Here is a 17,762-nt window from a genome sequence, read left to right as displayed (position 1 = left end):
CAGACATGAGGCGATCAGCGAGTACGGCGGGTGGCGGGTGTGGATGCTGAGTGCCGAGCGGCCTGCTCCGTGCTCGGCCTCGCCGGTGTGGTCGGACGGTGGGGGGAAGGGCCCGTCGCGGCACGGGAACGCGCTGCGTGATCCGCCTCCAGCTCCCGGCCCCAGAACGGTCCCTTGTCCGGCTTGACCGGGGACAGTTCGTCCAGGGACCGAGCGATGTGCGTGATCCGCTCTCCCAGAAGCTCGACCTGCTCAGCGATCTCGCGCAGGTGGTGGGCCAGTTTGGAGCCATCGGGGTGGTCGAGCCGGTCGCACCAAGCGGCCGCCGTGTCGATGAACTGCCGCAGCTCCGGGATGACGCCAGTACGGCCGTCCACGGGATACAGCAGCCACTCGGCGACGTCCGAAGGCTCCTCCAGCGTGGGCAGTGCGGCGGACAGGTCAGCCAGAGACTCACGCGGGAGGGGCTCCGGCTCGAATGTCGCTGCAGAAGGAGCGCTGGCCACGACGCGGGGATCGGCTGAGACTGACAGGCCCGCCATCTGAAGCTTTCGAGTGGCGGTGGCCACTGCCCGGACGACTGTGCGGTGGTCGGTGTCTTGCGGCAGCAGGTAGACGTCCCGCCGGGCGTTGTAGGCGAAACCGTGCTGGCGCAGCACTTCGTCGAGAAAGGAACTGTCGTTTGCCACGGCGGCGGCCACGCCCACGCCGGGGATGGCACCGAACGCGACATCGGGCTGGGGCGGTTGATTGGACAGAGCCACGGGAGAGTCCCTCCGGGGGTTATCGGGTGTGGGCAGCCTGCAATGCACGAGCCGGTGCAGGGCGGAAGGCGTGCTCGACGGCGGAAGGCGGCAGGGCGGAAACGGTCTGGATACGGGCGGGAGAAGCGGTGAGCGCGGCCTGTGCCCGTCGCTGTGCCGCGGCAGTGGTCTGGCGGACGAACTCCGCCTCCGGGGCGAGCGGAGGCGGGAGGCGCTCGCCGGGGTGAAGGTCGTAAGCGGCGTCCGCGGTGACGCTCTGGCGCGCGGCGCGCAACGACTGGACGGCCAACTGCGTGCGTCGTACCGGATCCCGGTCCCGCTCGGTCAGGGTGTACAGGCGGCTGTCGGGGACCGGCTCGAAGCCGACCCTGCGCAGCAGGTGATCAGTGACATGGTGATCGTGGGAAGGGGCAGCCACGACGCCGACAAGGGGGCGGTGACCGATGGTGATGTGCGGGGTGTCCGCCACGAGAACCTCGCTGGAGTCGGTGACATGCGGGACGACGAGGATGGGTGGCAAAGCGGGACTTGGCGGTGCCGGAGATGGGTGCTAACGGAAGAGTGGCGCCTTGCCGGGGCCGCGCTGTGGGATTGCTGACTGGCCGGGTGGGGCGGAGAAGGGCAAAGGGAGGCGCGGCTGGCCTCGGCAGCCCGCACCCTCTGGCCCGCGCGCAGGTCCCGCTCGGCCTATTGGACTTCCATCAGGGCACTCGCGCGAGCCGAACAGGCCGACGTCGTGCCCGGTCAGGCGTGCATCCGGCTGTCTGTGTCGAACAGCTCGCGCTCCCGTGGATGCAGCAGGTGCTGTGTGACGAAGGACCGGCCGGCGACCTTCCACAGACCGCGCCCCTTGGTAAGGGCGGAGACCGCTCGCGTCTCGACGCCGGTCAGGCCGAGCAGGGTTGCGGCGGCGCCGAGTTGGTCCGCCTCCTGTCGGTAGATGATCCGCGTGGAGCAGTCGGTCAGCAGTCCTTCGGCCAGAGCTCGTCCGCGCGATCCCGCGTCTCCGGCGGTCAGCAGGTCGGAGAGGCGGTGGATGATCATCACGTTGGCGATGCCCAGCCCCCGGCTGAGCTTCCACTGGGATTGCATGCGCTCCAGCAGCGCGGCGTGCCGCATCACGCGCCAGGCTTCGTCATAGATCACCCAGCGCTGTCCCGCATCCGGATCGGCGAGGGCGGACTCCATCCACGCGCTCGCGCAGGTCATGGCCAGGACGAGGGCGGTGTCGTCTCCGGCACCGCCCAGGCGGGACAGATCGATCGAGAGCATCGGCGCGGCCGGGTCGAAGGCGACGGTGCTCGGAGCGTCGAACAAGCCTGCCAAGTCGCCGTGAACCAGGCGCCGCAGGGCGTGCGCGAGGTCTCCGGCGGCATGCACCAGGCGCCCGGGCATCTCACCCACCGCAGAGTCGAGTTGCTCGGGGAAGCCGAGGACTTGAGCGATTTCGCCGAGCAGGGGCGTGGTTCCGCTGGCCTCGGCACGGGCGACGACTTGGTCCAGGGCGACGTCGAGCGCGGTGTGCTCCATGGGGTGCAGCTCGCGCCGCAGCACCGTCTTCGCCAGCGAGCCGAGCAGGAGCAGGCGTCGCTTGCGGACCTCGGTACGCCAGTCTCCCTCGTCGACGCCACGCGGCCGGGCCGGCGCATCGAGAGGATTCAGCCTGCCGGTAAGGCCGGGCCCGAGGGCGATGGTTTGGCCGCCCAGTGCGCTGGCGACGATGGACCACTCGCCCTTGGGGTCGCAGGGCACGTAGATGCGGTAGCCGAAGGCGACGGCACGCACCCCGAGGGACTTGGCCAGGGCTGACTTGCCCATGCCGATGATCCCCGCGAGCAGGATGTTGGGGTTGGTGAAGCCGTCGAGGCGCCCGTAGAGAGCGAACGGGTCGTAGGTGAAGGCGCCTTCTGCGTGGACGTCGTGTCCGACGTAGATTCCCTGGGCACCGAGTCCGCCTTCGGCGAGGAAGGGGTATGCGCCGGCCGCGACAGCCGTTGTCATGCGGTGCGGCGGGAGCTTGAGGCTGCCGCCGCGGGCGGAGGTCGGGCCGGGGCGCCCGCTCGAGGGGTAGGTGGCCCGCAGGCCCAGGTCCATGCTGGAGCCAGTAAGCCGCATGGGAGTAGGGGAGGCGTCCCTGGCTTGCTTGCGTGCGGTCGTGAACTGCTCGCGGGCCGCGCGGCGCGAGCGGCGGTCGATCCTGCTCGGCGTGTACAGCGGGCTGGCGGTGGCGCGGGTGCGAGTGGTGCGAGCCATGCTCGGTGGTGCTCCTGGTGAATCGGTCAGTGGCGGACAACGCCGGTTACGGGGTCGTGGAGGTCGGTCGGCGTGTGGCCGCGGCGCACCCGGACTGCGATGACCAGGTGGCGTTGGCAGATGGTGAGTTCGGGTGCGCCCTCGGGCAGCGGTTCTCGCCATGGCTCTCGGCCCGGGTGGCGGGCATCGGGGCGCGGGGCGGCGTGGAAGGCGTCGTGCAGGTGCTCGGCCGCTTGCCACAGCCGGACCCTCCCAGCTTGCAGGTGGTCACCTTCAGCCTGGGCTACCGGCCCGGTGCGGCCGGTGTGGGAGTCGAGCAGCCGGTACAGAGCGATCACGTGGGCATGCAGGGCGTCGATCTCCACACGGCTCGCCGCGGCCTGGGCGGCGGGCAGGTTGAGGGAGCGGTGGAAGTCGAGCGCGGCGGTTGCGAACGGCACGAAGCCCGAGTCCAGCTGGTCGGGTTCGGGCGGAAGGTCGGTCGGCATGGTTGCCTTCGATCGGGTGGGTCAGATGCGGGCGAGGGGGAGGGCGGCCGTGGTGAAGGCTTCGGCCTGCTGCCAGGTCAGGCGCCGTAGATCGGTCATGGCGGAGACGGCGGCGGCCTCGATCGACGCGCAGGCGGAGTTCAGCTCCTGGTCCGTTTCGGCGGAGACGGTCAGCAGGCCGGTGAGGGCGACGTCGGCGTGGCCGGTGATCAGTTGGCGTTCGCGGTCCGTGATGTCGGTGTACTCCACTGAGTCCGCTTCGGAGTGGACCTGGCCCTTGCGGGCGCGTTCGGCGGCGTCCGCGATGACGCTGGCCTTCTTGCGCCGTACGTCCTTGAGCGCGGCATCCAGGCCCTTGGGGGTGTAGATGAGGGAAAGCGAGCGGCGCACGCCGGAGACGAACAGCAGCCGGTGCAGGAAGCCGGGGCTGGTCTCGACCCGGGGCCAGTTCTCGATCCAGTACGTAGCGTGGTGCGCGGAGTCGGTCGCGATGCGATCGCTCCTTTCCACCAGCACCACCGGCCCCGCGGCAGCCGGGTCGGCCTGGGGGCGGCCGGTGTCCGACCACTGATCGAGCGCGGCCGAGGAGCCCGGGTCATAGGCCGCGCGGATCACTGCGGCGATCTCATCCCCCGCCAGCCACGATCCCGGGGCAAGGCCGAAGTTCCGTGCGGCCTCGTCGAAGGCGGAGGTCAGCTGTGCAAGGACAGCGAAGGCACCGGTCAGCCCGCCTCCGGCCTGGTTGATCAGCCGGCGTGCTGTTTTCATATCGAGGGCGAGGGCGACGTACGCCTCGTGCGGAGCGGCAGCCGGACCGGCGGCGTCGATCAGATCCCGGTACACCTGACCGGACAGCGACGCTTCGACGTTGCCGTGTTCCCTCCAGTACCGGTTGAGCGCATCACCGGAATCGGGGACGGTCCGCTCCAGCACCTGAATCCGAGCGATGTGCCCGGTACGGGCGAGCGCGGCCAGGGTGCGGCCCCAGCTGGCCACGTTCGCCGACTGAGCCGCCGGGTCCAGCAGTGCGAATGCGCGTGCGGAGACACGCACGACTGCGGTGAGAGTGGCCCGATGCGGGTCGTGGACCGCACCGAGGTGTCCATCGGGGAAGGAGACTATCCGCAGTGACGCCGCTGTTCCCGGCAGGTGCAGCAGACCCTCCCGGCGTGGGCGGGTCGATGGGCGGGTGAGCCACAGCAGCTGGCCTGCCGTGCGGCGCAGGGCATAGCGCAGTGCGATGGGCGTCCAGTCGGCGAGGGAGCGTCCCCGGTGCTGGAGGAAGGCCATTATCAGCAGCACGGCCCAGACCGGTATCAGCTTCAGCACTCCGACGACGCCGGACATCAGCAGCACCGCGAACAGCAGCAGTCCGGTCGCCGACACAGCGATCAACTGCGGAGCTGACAGGCCCATCAAGAGGCCACGGCGTGTGCGGTGGGGGAACCTCACGGTGGCCGGGTCGATGGGAGTGGAGGGTTCGGAAGTCATGGCGAAGCTGTCCTATGGACGTGAAAGAGGGGCTAGAAAAGAAGGACCTGAGGACGGGCCGGAGTCCGGCCCCCAGGGGATGCTGGGTCAGGGACCCGGCCCTTTGGACTCGTCGGGGTAGACCCACCGCTGTGGTGTGGCGCCGCCCTGCGGCGAAGAGCCGCTCCCCGTAGGTGAACTGCTGCGACTGGCCGAGTAGCGCTGCGCCGCACCGCCGGTGGCTCCTTCGGGTGTCGGTCCGGAGGAGAGCGGTGCCGCATCGGGGCTGCTGCCGGATTCCTGGCCGGGGCGGCGGATGAGGGATTGGCCTCGGCCACCTCCGGTCGGCGGACGGCGGATCAGCGCCTGGCCCTTGTCGCCTCGGGCGTTCGGATCCTCACCGAAGCGAAAGTGAGTCGGCTTCGACTCCTCACCGCCGCTGCCGGAGCCGCCGCCGGTCGGATCGATCCCCGAGGCCATGCCCCCGGCACCCTGGCCCGGCACCTTCGACGGCCCCTGCGGTGCAATCCCACCCATCCTGGCCTGCATCGCCAGCTGGCCTGCGCTCCTCGCCGCACCAGCCGCCGTGCCGACGCCGGCCACGCCGGTGCGGTGCAGGTCGTCGTGTCCGCCTCCGTCGGAGGCCCAGTGCACGAACCGGTAGGTGGCGTAGGGGCAGAGCAGAACCAGGACCATCACGACGATGCCCGCCATCGCGTCCGAGAGGGCGCCGATGCCGCCGTGGGAGTCGGACTTGCCCATGGCGGAAACACCGAGGAGGAAGACAATCGTCATGAGCAGCTTGCTAACGATCAGCGAGGCAGTGGCCTCGATCCATCCGCGCCGCCAGCGCCTGGCGGCCTCCCAGCCCCCGCCGGCACCGGCGAACACGGCCAAGGTCACCAAGACCAGGATCCCGACCTTGCGGGCGACCATGACCGCCCAGTACAAGAACGCGCCGACCGCGCAGCCCAGCGCGACGATCGCGGGGATACCCCAGCCCAGGCCGTACATCGTCCCCAGATCGTTGACCTTGATCACGCGGCGGATCGCGTCGTCGACCGAGGAGTTCGCGGCCTTGAACAGGCCCGCGCTCAACGCGTCGGTGACGGTGAGGGCGACGGTCGTGCAGGCAATGGCGGCGAAGGCGAAGAAGACGCCGGTCATCGTCCCGAAGGCCGCTTGCACGAGGGCTCGTTCGTCCCGCCGCCAGGCGGCGCGGGTGAGCTGGAGGCAGAACGTACCCACCGTGAGCACCAGCCCGATCGGGAGGATCAGCTCGTAGTTGTGCCGAAACCACTCGGCGTTCAAGTCGACGGCGGTGGTCTTGTCCACAGCCCTGGTGGCCAGGTCGGCGGCGGACTGGGCGACCTCGCCCATTGACTTGGCGATCCAGGCGCCGATGCCGTCGGTGATGGCCTCGCCGGTCTTGCCGACCACGCCGCTGACAGCCCCGCAGACGTGGTTCATCAGGGGAAGGTCACAGGCCCCCACTGGGCACCTCCTTTGTGGTTGTGGCATAGGTCATGGGGCGACCTCCGGCAGCACGCCGGAGAGAGCGCAGTCGTGGTCGGGTCGGCACTGGACGGCGAGCGTGGTCGACCGCGGCTCGGCCCCGGCTCCGGAGCCCTTCCAGGCAATGGACTGCTTGCCGGTGACGGTGACGGCGTAGACATACGCCTGAGTGATCGCGCCAGGGTCCTGGGACATGGCGCTCTTGAACGCTTCCGGCAGATGTCCCTCGTCCACCGATGCCGCCGCATGCTGCTGGTTGTCGTGCATCCGTGACCACAGCTGCTTGCTCGGTACCTGGTCGCTCACTGACTTCCAGTCGCGGTATCGCTTCTCGCCGGTCATCCACTCCTGGAGCCCGGTCAGATGCTCGGTGCGGGAGAAGTCTCGGGTGTCGTACGCCCACAGCGCGGTAGTCGCGGCCTTCGCGAAGGTGACCGGGTCGCTGGTGTGCGGCGGCCTCGCGACAGCGTCCTTCGCACCGGGATGCGGTGTCGCGCGCGGCATCGAGGACACGGGTTTCGAGCCGGATGGGGCGGGCTGCTCCGGGGCCCCGGGCCGGGTGAGGTAGCCGACCAGGCCGGCGACGGCCGCCAGCACGGCCAGGACGATGCCGACCATCGCCGTACGTAGCAGCGTCGACGGGGACTCGCCGACGGACTGCTTCGGCTGAGAGGAGAGTCGTTTCGTCGACATCAGTGGACCTGCGTCCCCATTGCCGAGAAGAACGTCACGATCCCGTTTGCCGCCCCCAGCAGCAGGGCGCATCCCGCCGCGACGACCGTGCCCTTCTTGCCGTTCTGCTCGGCCTGGTGGCCCCCGCTGTGGTGACCCCAGGCCCAGATCAGGGCCGAGAGGGCAAGGGCGCCGACGGTGGCGATGATGCCGAAGAGATTGATCGAGCCCATGACGTTCTTCAGTACGTCGAGGCCGGGCAGACCACCCCCCTTGGGGTGGACACCTGGGTTGTAGGCCAGGTTCTGCATGTGACGTGCGAGCTTCAAGGAAACTCCTGTTCGGGTTCGGGCATGCGAGAGCCCGGAGGTCGTGCGAGGGAGGGGAAGGAAGGGGAGAGAGCGGAACGCGCCTCAGACGATGCGGCGCGCGGCGAGGATGGAAGGGCGCCAGTCGGCGAGCCGGGTGATCTTCACAACGTCACCGGTGCGCGGTGCCTGCAGAATCAGGTCACGGCCGATGTACATGCCGACGTGCTCCGGCCGGGCGGCCGTCCCGCGGGTGAACAGCAGATCTCCGGCCCTCAGCCGGTCCAGACTGACTGCCTTGCCTTCCTTGACCTGGGTGTACGTGGTCCGCGAGAGGCGGATGCCGCCGGCCTTGTAAGACGCCTGCACCAAGCCGGAGCAGTCACACCGGCCCATCGGGTCCTTGCCGTGCGCGTGCGCGCACGACCCGCCCCACTGGTACGGCGTTCCGAGCTGGCCCAGGCCCCACCGAATGGACTTGCGCACCGGCTCGGGCACCGAGGCCGGGATCGTGTAGCCCTTCGGAACGGCCCCTTTCGGGTTCGGACCGAACAACGATCCCTCGTTCCCACACTCGCCGACAGCGGAAGCGCCGTCTTTGCCGCCCTTGTCGGTGCCATTGCCAGAACCTCCGCCGTTCTTGAGGGACTTGGCGAGGGCCTTCTGCAGGGTGTTGGCCAGCGGCTCCCACTTCGCATACGCGTCGGGATAGGCGCTCACCTGAACGGCCTGGGCGGCCTGGGCGGCGGTCATCGACTGCCACCCCGAGACCTCCTGTAGGTGTTCGTAGAACGAGGTCGAGGCGTGCACCGGGTCCCGCACCTGCTGGTTCGTGCCCCAGCCCTGGCTCGGCCGCTGCTGGAACAACCCGAACGAGTCACGATCGCCGTAGTTGAGGTTCCGCAGACCCGACTCCTGCAAGGCGGTGGCCAAGGCGACCACCTGTCCCCGGGGCGGGATCTTCATTGTGATGCCAGTGGCCTGGATCTTCTTGGCGTTCGGGACCTGCTCCTCCGGAGCATCGAGTCCGGCCACATGGACAGAGCTACTCTTGCTGCCTTTGAGGATTGATCGCACCTGCTTCGCGACCGCCGCAACTGCAACGTCACCTGCGGCGGAGTCTTTTGCAGGCCGTCTGGGAATCGTGCGCACCGGCCACCGTCATTGCCAGTGGAGCGATCAGCAGCATCGGCGTGGTCACCACCGTGCCGACGACCAACAAGGACTTGTTCACGAACGCGGATCGGTCGCAGGACGGTGAGCACGTCGCGTGCCCGGCCACGGAGATGGGTGTGAGAGAGAATGCCGCATTGGCAACTCCTTACGAGTAGGCGGTGGGCGCGGGGCACTCTCGTCGAAAAGGTCACCCGCACCACACTGGTCGAGGATCGAATACCCCGGGACAGGGGGGTGGCGGAACCGGTGCCCGGGACCGATAAGCCTCGAGCACCGGACCGCTCAGCCAAGAGCGGCAGCAAGCCGCTCAGGTAATCTCACACGCCACATATGAGCAATCTCTTTCTCCAGCCCGGAGGAGTCCCACAACACGCTGATTCGGATGGCAGCTTGAAAAATAAGGCAGCACGCATCGACACAGCCCAGATGGGTCAGAGATGTGTCCTGCCTGTCGAGCACACCGAGACTGTAGGCACGAAATCCGGCCGCACCAAACGAGCGGACGCGGCCGCCATAGGACGCCTTGTCATGGCTTGGTGCGGCCGGAATCACTCATTACTCTCCAGCGAATCAACAGCCCTCGATCTCGTCGAATCCGGTCAAGAGGGCTGAGCTTCCCCTGGCGCGCGCATACCTTTTGTGGATCGAAAAATGTGAGCGCCCGCTTGCTGAGAGAGAGCTTGCTGACATGCCCTACACCCTGCACCGAGGCGATGCACTTACCGTGCTGTCCGAACTCCCGGACGCCAGCGTCGACGCCTTGATTACCGACCCGCCCTACAACTCCGGCGGGCGCACCAGCTCGGAGCGGACCGGACGGACCGCACGAGCGAAGTACACCGCTGCGTCGGCTGAGCACAATCTCGCCAACTTTCCCGGAGAGAACCGCGACCAGCATTCCTACGGGTTCTGGCTCACCCTGTTGCTGACCGAGTCCTACCGGGCCACCGTCGAGTCCGGCACCGCCCTCGTCTTCACCGACTGGCGGCAACTTCCCACCACCACTGACGCCTTGCAGGCCGCCGGGTGGACCTGGCGTGGCATCGCCTCCTGGCACAAGCCGGTCTCCCGACCGCAGAAGGGCCGCCTCAAGCAATCCTGCGAGTACATCGTGTGGGGTACCAAGGGCCCGGTCGACGCCAACCGCAACCCCGTCTACCTCCCCGGTCTCTATACGGCGAGTCAGCCGAGGAAGGACCGGGTGCACATCACCCAGAAGCCCGTTGAGGTGATGCAGGAGCTGGTAAAGATCTGCCCGCCAGCGGGCACCGTCCTCGACCCATTCGCCGGGTCCGGCAGCACCGGTGTGGCCGCGCTGCGGGAGGGACGGCAGTTCATCGGCGTTGAGCTGTCCGACCATTACGCCGACATCGCCGAAGCTCGGCTTTTGGAAACGATGCAACAGACTGCACGGCGCGAGGACTTCATTCTTGCTGGTCCCGAGGAATAGTGACGTCCTGAGCGAGGCGAGTCCGGAGGGGACTGTAAGACGTTCGGTGTAACTCCCGATCATGGAAGATGCATCGATGACCAGTGAGAACGTGTCCGAGTCCGAGGCTGTCGAGCCAACGAAAGCTGCGTCGGCGAAGGCCGTGGACGACCAGCTGATCGAGGAGCTGGTGGGTCGGGCTCAGGCCGAGGGCCTGCAACTGACCGGCGAGGGCGGGCTGTTGCAGCAGCTGACCAAGCGGCTGCTGGAGTCCGCCCTGGAAGGCGAGATCACCGACCATCTCGGCTACGACAAGCACGATGCGGCCGGGAAGAACGGCGGCAACTCCCGCAACGGCAAACGCTCCAAGACCGTCTTGACCGACGTCGGCCCGGTGGAGATAACCGTGCCCCGCGACCGTGACGGCTCCTTCGAACCGAAGATCGTCAAGAAGCGGCAGAAGCGCCTGACCGGCGTCGACGAGATGGTCATCTCGCTGGCCGCGAAAGGCCTGACCACCGGCGAGGTCCAGGCTCACCTGGCGGAGGTCTATGGCGCCGACGTCTCCCGCCAGACCATCTCCACCATCACCGACAAGGTGCTGGAGGGCATGGCCGAATGGCAGAGCCGTCCCCTCGACGCCGTCTATCCGGTCGTCTTCATCGACGCCATCCACGTGAAGATCCGTGACGGCGCGGTGGCCAATCGGCCTATCTATGTGGCTCTGGCCGTCACCACCGAGGGCCGGCGCGAGATCCTGGGGCTGTGGGCCGGCGACGGCGGCGAGGGCGCCAAGCACTGGCTGCACATCCTCACCGAGATCAAGAATCGCGGCGTCACCGACGTGCTCATGCTGGTCTGCGACGGGCTGAAGGGCCTGCCCGAAGCGGTGGAGACCGTCTGGCCGAAGACGATCGTGCAGACCTGCGTGGTCCACCTGCTGCGGAACTCCTTCCGCTACGCGGCACGCCAGGACTGGGACAAGATCGCCAAACTGCTCAAGCCGGTCTACACCGCCCCGACCGAGGAGGCCGCCCTGGACCGGTTCGCCGAGTTCGCCGATGCCTGGGGCCGGAAGTATCCGGCCATCGTGAAACTCTGGGAGAACGCCTGGGAGGAGTTCGCCCCATTCCTGCGATTCGACACCGAGATCCGCCGCATCGTCTGCACCACGAATGCGATCGAGTCGGTGAACGCGCGGATCCGTCGGGCAGTGAAAGCCCGCGGGCACTTCCCCAACGAGCAGTCCGCGTTGAAGTGCGTCTACATGGCGATCATGTCCCTCGACCCCACCGGCAAAGGTCAGGCCCGCTGGACCATGCGCTGGAAGACCGCCCTGAACGCCTTCGACATCACCTTCGACGGCCGCCTCTCAGCGGCCCGTCAGTAATCCCAACTACCCAGTTACACCACTCGTTTGACAGTCCCGTCCGGAGCATTCGGTCAGGGGACTTACCGCTCACGCACCGGAGTGCAACAACGTTGCGTTGTATGCATCATCCGGAGTGGGTGGTGGGCGTGATCGAGGCTCCGGGCTCGGCGCTGCTCGTGTTGGTGGACGGTGTCGTGCCGTTGGACCCGGAATCGCGCTGCCGCTGCTGGTCTACTTCGCCGTGATGTGGACCGGGTCCATGGCACTGGGCAAGGCGGTGGGCCTGGACTATCCGCGCTCCACGACGCTGGCGTTCACCGCTGCGGGCAACAACTTCGAACTCGCCATCGCCGTCGCCATCGCGACCTTCGGCGCCTCCTCCGGACAGGCCCTGGCCGGAGTCGTCGGCCCGCTCATCGAGGTTCCCGTACTGATCGGCCTCGTCTACGTGGCCCTCGCCGCCCGCCGCTACTTCCCCCAGCCCACCCCCATGGCCGCCGAACAGGCTCCCGCCCAGGAAGGTTCCGCCCGTGTCTGACCCCCAGACCGCCGAGATGCCGTCCGTGCTGTTCGTCTGCGTCCACAACGCGGGCCGCTCCCAGATGGCCGCCGCCTTCCTCACCCACCTCGCGGGCGACCGCGTCGCAGTCCGCTCCGCCGGTTCGGCACCCGCCGAGCACGTCAACCCCGCCGTGGTGGAGGCCATGGCGGAAGTCGGCATCGACATCGCCGCAGAGATCCCGAAGGTGCTGACCGCCGAAGCCGTGCAAGCCTCGGACGTGGTCATCACCATGGGCTGCGGCGACGCCTGCCCCTACTTCCCCGGCAAGACCTACCTGGACTGGAAGCTCGATGATCCGGCCGGGCAGGGTGTTGCGGCGGTACGGCCCATCCGCGACGAGATCCGGGCCCGCATTCAGGGCCTCGTCGGTGAACTCACGGCTGGAGGCCACGGGTGACCCTTCACGCCGGAGACGGTCCGCATCACCGGCCTGACGGCCGAGCACGCCGATGAGGTCCTGGCGATCTACCAACTCGGCATCGACGAACGGAACGCCACCTTCGAGACCACCGCGCCCCGCTGGAAAGCCTTCGACATCGCCAAACTCGCGGACCACCGACACGTCGCGGTGTCACTGCGGATCGAACCTCGCTCGGAAGTGCCAGTACCTGCGCGATAGCCGAAAGAACCTGTGGAGAGTCCACCGCCTTGTCGGGCACCAGAAACTGAGCGACGGCATTCCAAGGCTGGACGCTGCCGGGTAGTGCTATCGGGGTAGGCGCCGTACAGGTCCAAAAGAAGTACACGCAACCGACCGGCAGGGTTGTTCAACCGCTCAACCATGCGGTCAGCCTACTCACACCCACCGACAGGACGAGCCGCATGCTTCGCTTACTCATCGTGATCCGGCAGGCGTCGAACCAGCGACACCACGCTTCGGAGTGGGAGGCTCAGGCCACCTCGACGCTGCGCTGCAGCAGGCCAGCGGCCCGGTCCAGGTCAGCACGGGTGCTGAGGCGCACCTCGACACCGTCGCGCACGCCCACACAGCCCTTGCCGCGGAGGTCGCGTGTGAAGCCCTCCTCCAACTCGACCATATCCGGGTCGAGCCGTAGGTTGACGACCAACTCCTGGTAACGAGGCTGCAAGCGCACGGTGGCCAGGTTCTTGATCCGCCGGTACGCGATGTAGTGCAGTTGCGTCTCCTTGCGCACGCCGTCGTGCCCGAGCAGGATCTCGTCGAGTGCCGCGTACAGATCCCGGAGGGACCGCGGTGCCCCGTCGAGGTGCTGCTGCACCGACTTCACTCCTGGCGAGCGCGTAGGGCCCGATGAACGGGCGTGGGTCGGCGCGGACCCGCGCGGTGCGGAGGCGCGACCGGGGACCGAGGCGACCATCTGCAACGTGAGCACATCGTCAAAGGCCCGGTAGGTCAGCAGATCGATCCGGTGGCCGATCATCTGGACTGCCCGCTTGTCGTGGTGCGAGAACTCACCCGCCACGCACACCAGGCGCGGGTTGCTCCAGTCCACCGACTCGGCTGCTTCGGTTCCCAGCTTCCCCTTGACCAGGTTCTCGAACTCGTGCCGATGGCCCTGGAGCCAGTACAGGTAGGAGAGCGCCTGGTTGGTGACGTTCCGGTCTCGCGAGCGCTTGTACTCCACGATCACAGGGGTTCCGGCCTCGTCCAGGCCGAGTGAATCGACCCGGCCTCCGTGCTGCCCCGTCGCGTGCTCCGTCGCCAGGAAGCGGATACCGAGCATGGTTTCCATGTTGGCCTCGACCAGCGACTGCAGCTCCCGCTCCACCGCCACCGGCCCACCAGGAATCTCCGTGGCCCGGCTGCCTCTGACCCGGAAGGCCTTCAGGTCGCTCATGCTCCTCCCCACTCCTGCACAATCACTGCTAAGCGGGAATCGGATTGGACACGAGTTTATTCCTGGTTGGTGAGCGTCAGTCGATCGTTCGCTGCGTTCGTGGCTGCGGTCGAGACGGATCCGAATCAGCGGCGTACCGTGTTGCGAGCGGCAATCGGCTCGGGCACCTCGGGGCGGAAGGCCCACTCCATCTTGGGTTCCATTGCGATCCGAAGGATTCGCTGCACCGGGGGAGTGCACAGCACCGTGATGAGGGATGCGGCGATGAGTGTGACACCGACCTCCCCGAGCGGCTGATGGAGCCAGTCGTGGTCGTACCATCCCCAGAAGCGGGAGCCCTTGGCCACGAAGCCGTGCAGCAAGTAGCCGTACAACGTTCCCGCGCCCAGTGCCGTGAACCACATGGTGCGCCGCGGCACCCAGGCGAGGAAGCACGCGACCAGGATCACCGAGCAGCCGAACATGGCGAGGGTCATCACGCCACCCGCCCAGCCGGGGGCCGCGAGTTCCTGAGCGCTGTCACGCCGATAGAACCACGCGGCATTCATCCGTGGAGCAGCCCAGTAGGCGACGGCCAACGCCCCGACGAACACCGGTGCCGCCAGGATCCGTGCCTGTCGCCGTCGGACCCACTGGAAATGCTTGGGCTCCAAACTCAGCCCGAACACGAAGAAGGGGAGGAACTGCAACACGCGCTGTAGGTCCAGATCGTCGCCGATGCTCGGCGTCATCGAGGCCAGCACGGCGATACCCAGCGCAAGCGACAGCGGCCAGCGGACGATGTCCCAGATAGGTGCGGTGAGCCGCCAGATGAACAGCGCGATCAGGAACCAGGTCAGGTACCAGGGGTCGAGCAGGCTGATCGGATAGTTCGGATCGTCGTCCGCCCAGCGTTTGAAGAGGGTGAACGCGATCTCGAAGATGACATATGGAACAGCGACGCCGGTCACGAGTCGTTTGATCTGGGCCGGTTTTGCCCGGAAACTGCGGGAGAAGTAGCCGGAGATAATGATGAAGGCCGGCATGTGGAAGGTGTAGACGGTCATATAGAGGGCGGCTGCAGCCCGGCTGTCCCCGCGCAGCGGCTCCCATGAATGCCCCATCGCCACCAGCACGATCGCCAAGTATTTGGCGTTGTCGAAGAAGGGGTCACGCTTCGACTTCTTCTCGGCACCGGGCCCTGGCCGAGGTCCGCTTTCCGTTGTCCCGTTCGCCCTCGAATCCTCGGCCGAGCCGGGAGGGGGCGACGTGTGATGGTTCTCGGGAGAATGCAGTGTGTCCGTCACAGTCCATTCCCCCAGTACATCGGGAAGGGGACCATGAATCGCATGTGGCCTCTGGAGGCCCAGGCACCGCGCAACATTCCCCGCACCATAGTCCCTTTAGCGACCGTCGTGTACCTCCGGATACCCGCGTTCCTCACGATTATGAGAAGGATCATTGATCACCAGAGTGTCCTGACGGGGTCATGGGTCCTACGAGTTCGTCCAGGAGGTCGGCCATGGTGACGAAGCCGAGGACGGTACCGCCGTCTCCGGTGACCGCTGAGAGGTGGCTGCCGGCGCCGCGCATCACCGTCAAGGTGTCGTCCAGCGGGGTGTTGGCGCGGACGCGGGTGATGGTGTGCAAGGCGGTGCGGGGGAAGGGACGGTCGCGGTCGGTCACGCCGAGGGTGTCCTTGATGTGGAGGTAGCCCAGGACGGTGCGGCCCGGGCCGGTGACCGGAAGCCGGGAGTAGCCGGAGGCGGCCGCGGCGCGCTCCAGCTCGTCGGGGGTGACCCGGTGGTCGACCGTGACCATCTCGCCGAGCGGGACGAGGATGTCACCGACCCGCCGGGAGCCCAGCTCCAGGGCGTCGCGCAGCCGCTCGCCGCCGGAGGCGTCGAGGAGGCCGGCATCGCTGGAGTCCCGTACCAGGCGGATGAGTTCGGCGTCGGTGAAGACTGATTCGACCTCGTCCTTGGGCTCGACCTTCAACAGCCGCAGCAGGCCGTTGGCGAAGGCGTTGATACCGAAGACGACAGGGCGCAGGGCGCGGGTGACGGCCGCCAAGGGCGGGCCGAGCAACAGGGCGGTGCGCTCCGGTGCGGCGAGGGCGATGTTCTTCGGGACCATCTCGCCGACGAGCATGTGGAGATACGTGGCAGCCGTCAGTGCGAGGACGAAGGCGATCGGATGCACCAGGGCTTCGGGGACGTGGACCGTCGCGAACACCGGCTCCAGAAGGTGCGCGATGGCCGGTTCGGCGACCGCGCCGAGGACGAGCGAGGAGATGGTGATGCCGAGCTGGGCGGTGGCCAGCAGGACCGAGAGGTTCTCCAGCGCCCACAGCACGGTTCGGGCACGTTTCCCGCCGTTCTGGGCGTGGGGTTCGATCTGGCTGCGGCGGACTGTGATCAGGGCGAACTCGGCGCCGACGAAGAAGGCATTGGTGAGCAGTGTGAAGGCCCCGATGGCCAATTGCAGAAGGGTCATCGGGCGTCCTGCTCCTTCGTGGCTTCCTCAGCGTTCTTCTCGGTGTCGTCGACGCTCAGGCTGTCGCCCCTCTGGCTCTCGTTCGTCCGGCTCTCATTCGTGGGCGTGGGAGCGGTGAGCCTTACGCGGTCGGCGCGGTGATGGTCCACCCGGAGCACGGTGATCTGCCAGCCGTCGGCTTCGGCACTGTCCCCGGTCACAGGTATCCGCTCCAAGGCGGTGGCCAGCAGGCCCGCGACGGTTTCGTACGGGCCCTCGGGGACTGTGAGCCCGATGGCGGTCAGCTCATCCAGCCGTACGCCGCCGTCTGCCTCCCAGGCGCCGGGGCCGACGGGCACCAGGGCAGGAGTCCGGTCGGGGTCGTGTTCGTCGCGGACATCGCCGACGATCTCCTCGACGATGTCCTCCAGGGTGGCGACCCCCGCCGTACCCCCGTACTCGTCGATGACGACGGCCATCGTGTGCGCCCTGCGCAGCCGGTCCAGCAGCCGGTCCACCGGGAGGCTGTCCGGGACCAGCAGCGGGGCGGAGGCCAGCTCGGTGACCGGGGTAGTGGCCCGGCGGGCGGCCTCCAGCGCGAGAACGTCGCGGATGTGCACGGTGCCGACCACCTCGTCCAGGCTGTCGCGGTAGACGGGGAACCGGGAAAGACCAGTGGCCAGCGTGAGGGTGGCGGCATCGGCGGCGGTGGCGTGGGCCTCCAGCGCCTGGACGTCCACGCGCGGGATCATCACGTTCTCGGCGGTCAGTTCGCCCAGGTGGAGCGTGCGGACGAACAGCTCGGCCGCCTCCTGCTCCAGCGCGCCCGCGGAGGCCGAGTGGCGGGCCAGCGCGACCAGTTCGTCTGGCGTGCGCGCGGAGGCCAGCTCCTCGGCGGGCTCCAGGCCCAGGCGGCGCACCAGGCAGTTGGCCGTGTTGTTGAGGTGGTGGATCAGCGGGGCGAAGGCAGCGGTGAAGACGCGCTGGGGGCCTGCGACGACCTTGGCCACGGCCAGCGGCCGGGAGATCGCCCAGTTCTTCGGCACCAACTCCCCGACCACCATCAGGATGATGGTGGACACCGCCACGCCCAGCACGGACGCCACCGAGGAGGCAGCCGGACCCAGACCAATGGCCCGCAAGGGGCCGCTCAGCAGGTCGGCCAGCGAAGGTTCGGCCAGCATGCCGATCACCAGCGAGGTCACGGTGATGCCCAACTGGGCGCCGGAGAGCTGGAACGTCAGCTTTCGGGCGGCCTTCAGTGCGCCGTCGGCGCCTCGCTCCCCCTCGGCGGCGGCGCGTTCCAGCTCTCCGCGCTCGACCGTGGTCAGCGAGAACTCCGCGGCCACGAAGACCGCACAGGCCAGGGTCAGCGCCAGAGCCAGGAGGATCAGAAGGATCTCGGTCACCGTGCCGCCCCCGCTTCGTTGCTCGGCAGGCGGAGGGATATGGCGCGGCCGGTACTGGGAGGGTCACCCATTG

15 protein-coding genes and 2 pseudogenes are annotated in these 17,762 nt (G+C 67.9%); 4 read left to right on the top strand and 13 right to left on the bottom strand.

What is annotated here, in order from left to right; all coding sequences use genetic code 11:
• Nucleotides 1–14: 14 nt before the first annotated feature.
• From J8403_RS06755 to J8403_RS06715, 9 genes and pseudogenes are all read right to left on the bottom strand, one after another.
• Nucleotides 15–764, bottom strand: a complete 750-nt coding sequence (locus J8403_RS06755; RefSeq protein ID WP_211122341.1) for a hypothetical protein — start codon at nucleotides 762–764, stop codon at nucleotides 15–17.
• Between the two features lie 19 nt (nucleotides 765–783).
• The gene (locus J8403_RS06750; protein WP_211122340.1) at nucleotides 784–1,233 is read right to left on the bottom strand and encodes a hypothetical protein; all 450 of its coding nucleotides are present in this window, start codon (nucleotides 1,231–1,233) and stop codon (nucleotides 784–786) included.
• A 275-nt stretch (nucleotides 1,234–1,508) separates the two neighbouring features.
• Nucleotides 1,509–3,017 (bottom strand): P-loop NTPase family protein, encoded by a 1,509-nt coding sequence (locus J8403_RS06745; RefSeq protein WP_211122339.1) that lies wholly within the window; start codon nucleotides 3,015–3,017, stop codon nucleotides 1,509–1,511.
• 26 nt (nucleotides 3,018–3,043) lie between these two features.
• Nucleotides 3,044–3,505 (bottom strand): DUF6238 family protein, encoded by a 462-nt coding sequence (locus J8403_RS06740; protein ID WP_211122338.1) that lies wholly within the window; start codon nucleotides 3,503–3,505, stop codon nucleotides 3,044–3,046.
• Nucleotides 3,506–3,526: 21 nt separating this feature from the next.
• The gene (locus J8403_RS06735) at nucleotides 3,527–4,996 is read right to left on the bottom strand and encodes an SCO6880 family protein (RefSeq protein WP_211122337.1); all 1,470 of its coding nucleotides are present in this window, start codon (nucleotides 4,994–4,996) and stop codon (nucleotides 3,527–3,529) included.
• 87 nt (nucleotides 4,997–5,083) lie between these two features.
• Nucleotides 5,084–6,469, bottom strand: coding sequence for an SCO6881 family protein (locus J8403_RS06730; RefSeq protein ID WP_425519756.1), 1,386 nt, complete (start codon nucleotides 6,467–6,469; stop codon nucleotides 5,084–5,086).
• Nucleotides 6,470–6,499: 30 nt separating this feature from the next.
• A complete protein-coding gene (locus J8403_RS06725; protein ID WP_211122335.1) occupies nucleotides 6,500–7,183 on the bottom strand; it encodes a hypothetical protein in 684 nt (227 codons plus the stop codon).
• The gene (locus J8403_RS06720) at nucleotides 7,183–7,473 is read right to left on the bottom strand and encodes a DUF6112 family protein (protein WP_211128112.1); all 291 of its coding nucleotides are present in this window, start codon (nucleotides 7,471–7,473) and stop codon (nucleotides 7,183–7,185) included. The genes J8403_RS06725 and J8403_RS06720 overlap by 1 nt, the downstream gene beginning before the upstream one ends.
• A 102-nt stretch (nucleotides 7,474–7,575) precedes the next feature.
• Nucleotides 7,576–8,659: pseudogene (locus J8403_RS06715) on the bottom strand (C40 family peptidase).
• A 675-nt stretch (nucleotides 8,660–9,334) separates the two neighbouring features.
• Here J8403_RS06715 and J8403_RS06710 point away from each other — a divergent pair.
• The 4 genes and pseudogenes from J8403_RS06710 (at nucleotide 9,335) to J8403_RS06695 (ending at nucleotide 12,406) form a co-directional block, all read left to right on the top strand.
• A complete protein-coding gene (locus tag J8403_RS06710) occupies nucleotides 9,335–10,096 on the top strand; it encodes a DNA-methyltransferase (protein ID WP_211122334.1) in 762 nt (253 codons plus the stop codon).
• A gap of 76 nt (nucleotides 10,097–10,172) precedes the next feature.
• Nucleotides 10,173–11,465, top strand: coding sequence for an IS256 family transposase (locus J8403_RS06705; protein WP_246585728.1), 1,293 nt, complete (start codon nucleotides 10,173–10,175; stop codon nucleotides 11,463–11,465).
• Between the two features lie 193 nt (nucleotides 11,466–11,658).
• Nucleotides 11,659–11,985, top strand: a pseudogene (locus J8403_RS06700) (arsenic resistance protein); the annotation flags it as partial.
• A gap of 16 nt (nucleotides 11,986–12,001) precedes the next feature.
• On the top strand, nucleotides 12,002–12,406 hold the full coding sequence (locus J8403_RS06695; RefSeq protein ID WP_211128109.1) for an arsenate reductase ArsC: 405 nt from the start codon (nucleotides 12,002–12,004) through the stop codon (nucleotides 12,404–12,406).
• Between the two features lie 493 nt (nucleotides 12,407–12,899).
• Here the strand turns inward: J8403_RS06695 and J8403_RS06690 are convergent, their stop codons facing one another.
• From J8403_RS06690 to J8403_RS06675, 4 genes are all read right to left on the bottom strand, one after another.
• Nucleotides 12,900–13,826 (bottom strand): DUF5655 domain-containing protein, encoded by a 927-nt coding sequence (locus tag J8403_RS06690; RefSeq protein WP_211122333.1) that lies wholly within the window; start codon nucleotides 13,824–13,826, stop codon nucleotides 12,900–12,902.
• 125 nt (nucleotides 13,827–13,951) lie between these two features.
• Nucleotides 13,952–15,112 carry an acyltransferase family protein gene (locus J8403_RS06685; RefSeq protein ID WP_211122332.1) on the bottom strand — a complete coding sequence of 387 codons (1,161 nt, stop codon included), beginning with the start codon at nucleotides 15,110–15,112 and terminating at the stop codon, nucleotides 13,952–13,954.
• Nucleotides 15,113–15,263: 151 nt separating this feature from the next.
• Nucleotides 15,264–16,301, bottom strand: a complete 1,038-nt coding sequence (locus J8403_RS06680) for a hemolysin family protein (protein ID WP_211122331.1) — start codon at nucleotides 16,299–16,301, stop codon at nucleotides 15,264–15,266.
• The gene (locus J8403_RS06675; protein WP_211122330.1) at nucleotides 16,298–17,689 is read right to left on the bottom strand and encodes a hemolysin family protein; all 1,392 of its coding nucleotides are present in this window, start codon (nucleotides 17,687–17,689) and stop codon (nucleotides 16,298–16,300) included. Before J8403_RS06675 ends, J8403_RS06680 begins: the two co-directional genes overlap by 4 nt.
• Nucleotides 17,690–17,762 lie beyond the last annotated feature (73 nt).

It is taken from the genome of Streptomyces yatensis (assembly GCF_018069625.1).
Classification (GTDB): Bacteria; Actinomycetota; Actinomycetes; order Streptomycetales; family Streptomycetaceae; genus Streptomyces; species Streptomyces yatensis.
The sequence above is the reverse complement of the archived record's forward strand: the minus strand, read 5'-3'. Positions and strand labels throughout refer to the sequence as shown.

What these genes read in the sequence shown, in the direction of transcription:
- J8403_RS06745 (WP_211122339.1), bottom strand. Translation starts at nt 3,017, where the DNA reads ATGGCTCGCACCACTCGCACCCGCGCCACCGCCAGCCCGCTGTACACG.
- J8403_RS06740 (WP_211122338.1), bottom strand. Translation starts at nt 3,505, where the DNA reads ATGCCGACCGACCTTCCGCCCGAACCCGACCAGCTGGACTCGGGCTTC.
- J8403_RS06735 (WP_211122337.1), bottom strand. Translation starts at nt 4,996, where the DNA reads ATGACTTCCGAACCCTCCACTCCCATCGACCCGGCCACCGTGAGGTTC.
- J8403_RS06725 (WP_211122335.1), bottom strand. Translation starts at nt 7,183, where the DNA reads ATGTCGACGAAACGACTCTCCTCTCAGCCGAAGCAGTCCGTCGGCGAG.
- J8403_RS06720 (WP_211128112.1), bottom strand. Translation starts at nt 7,473, where the DNA reads ATGCAGAACCTGGCCTACAACCCAGGTGTCCACCCCAAGGGGGGTGGT.
- J8403_RS06710 (WP_211122334.1), top strand. Translation starts at nt 9,335, where the DNA reads ATGCCCTACACCCTGCACCGAGGCGATGCACTTACCGTGCTGTCCGAA.
- J8403_RS06705 (WP_246585728.1), top strand. Translation starts at nt 10,173, where the DNA reads ATGACCAGTGAGAACGTGTCCGAGTCCGAGGCTGTCGAGCCAACGAAA.
- J8403_RS06695 (WP_211128109.1), top strand. Translation starts at nt 12,002, where the DNA reads ATGCCGTCCGTGCTGTTCGTCTGCGTCCACAACGCGGGCCGCTCCCAG.
- J8403_RS06690 (WP_211122333.1), bottom strand. Translation starts at nt 13,826, where the DNA reads ATGAGCGACCTGAAGGCCTTCCGGGTCAGAGGCAGCCGGGCCACGGAG.
- J8403_RS06680 (WP_211122331.1), bottom strand. Translation starts at nt 16,301, where the DNA reads ATGACCCTTCTGCAATTGGCCATCGGGGCCTTCACACTGCTCACCAAT.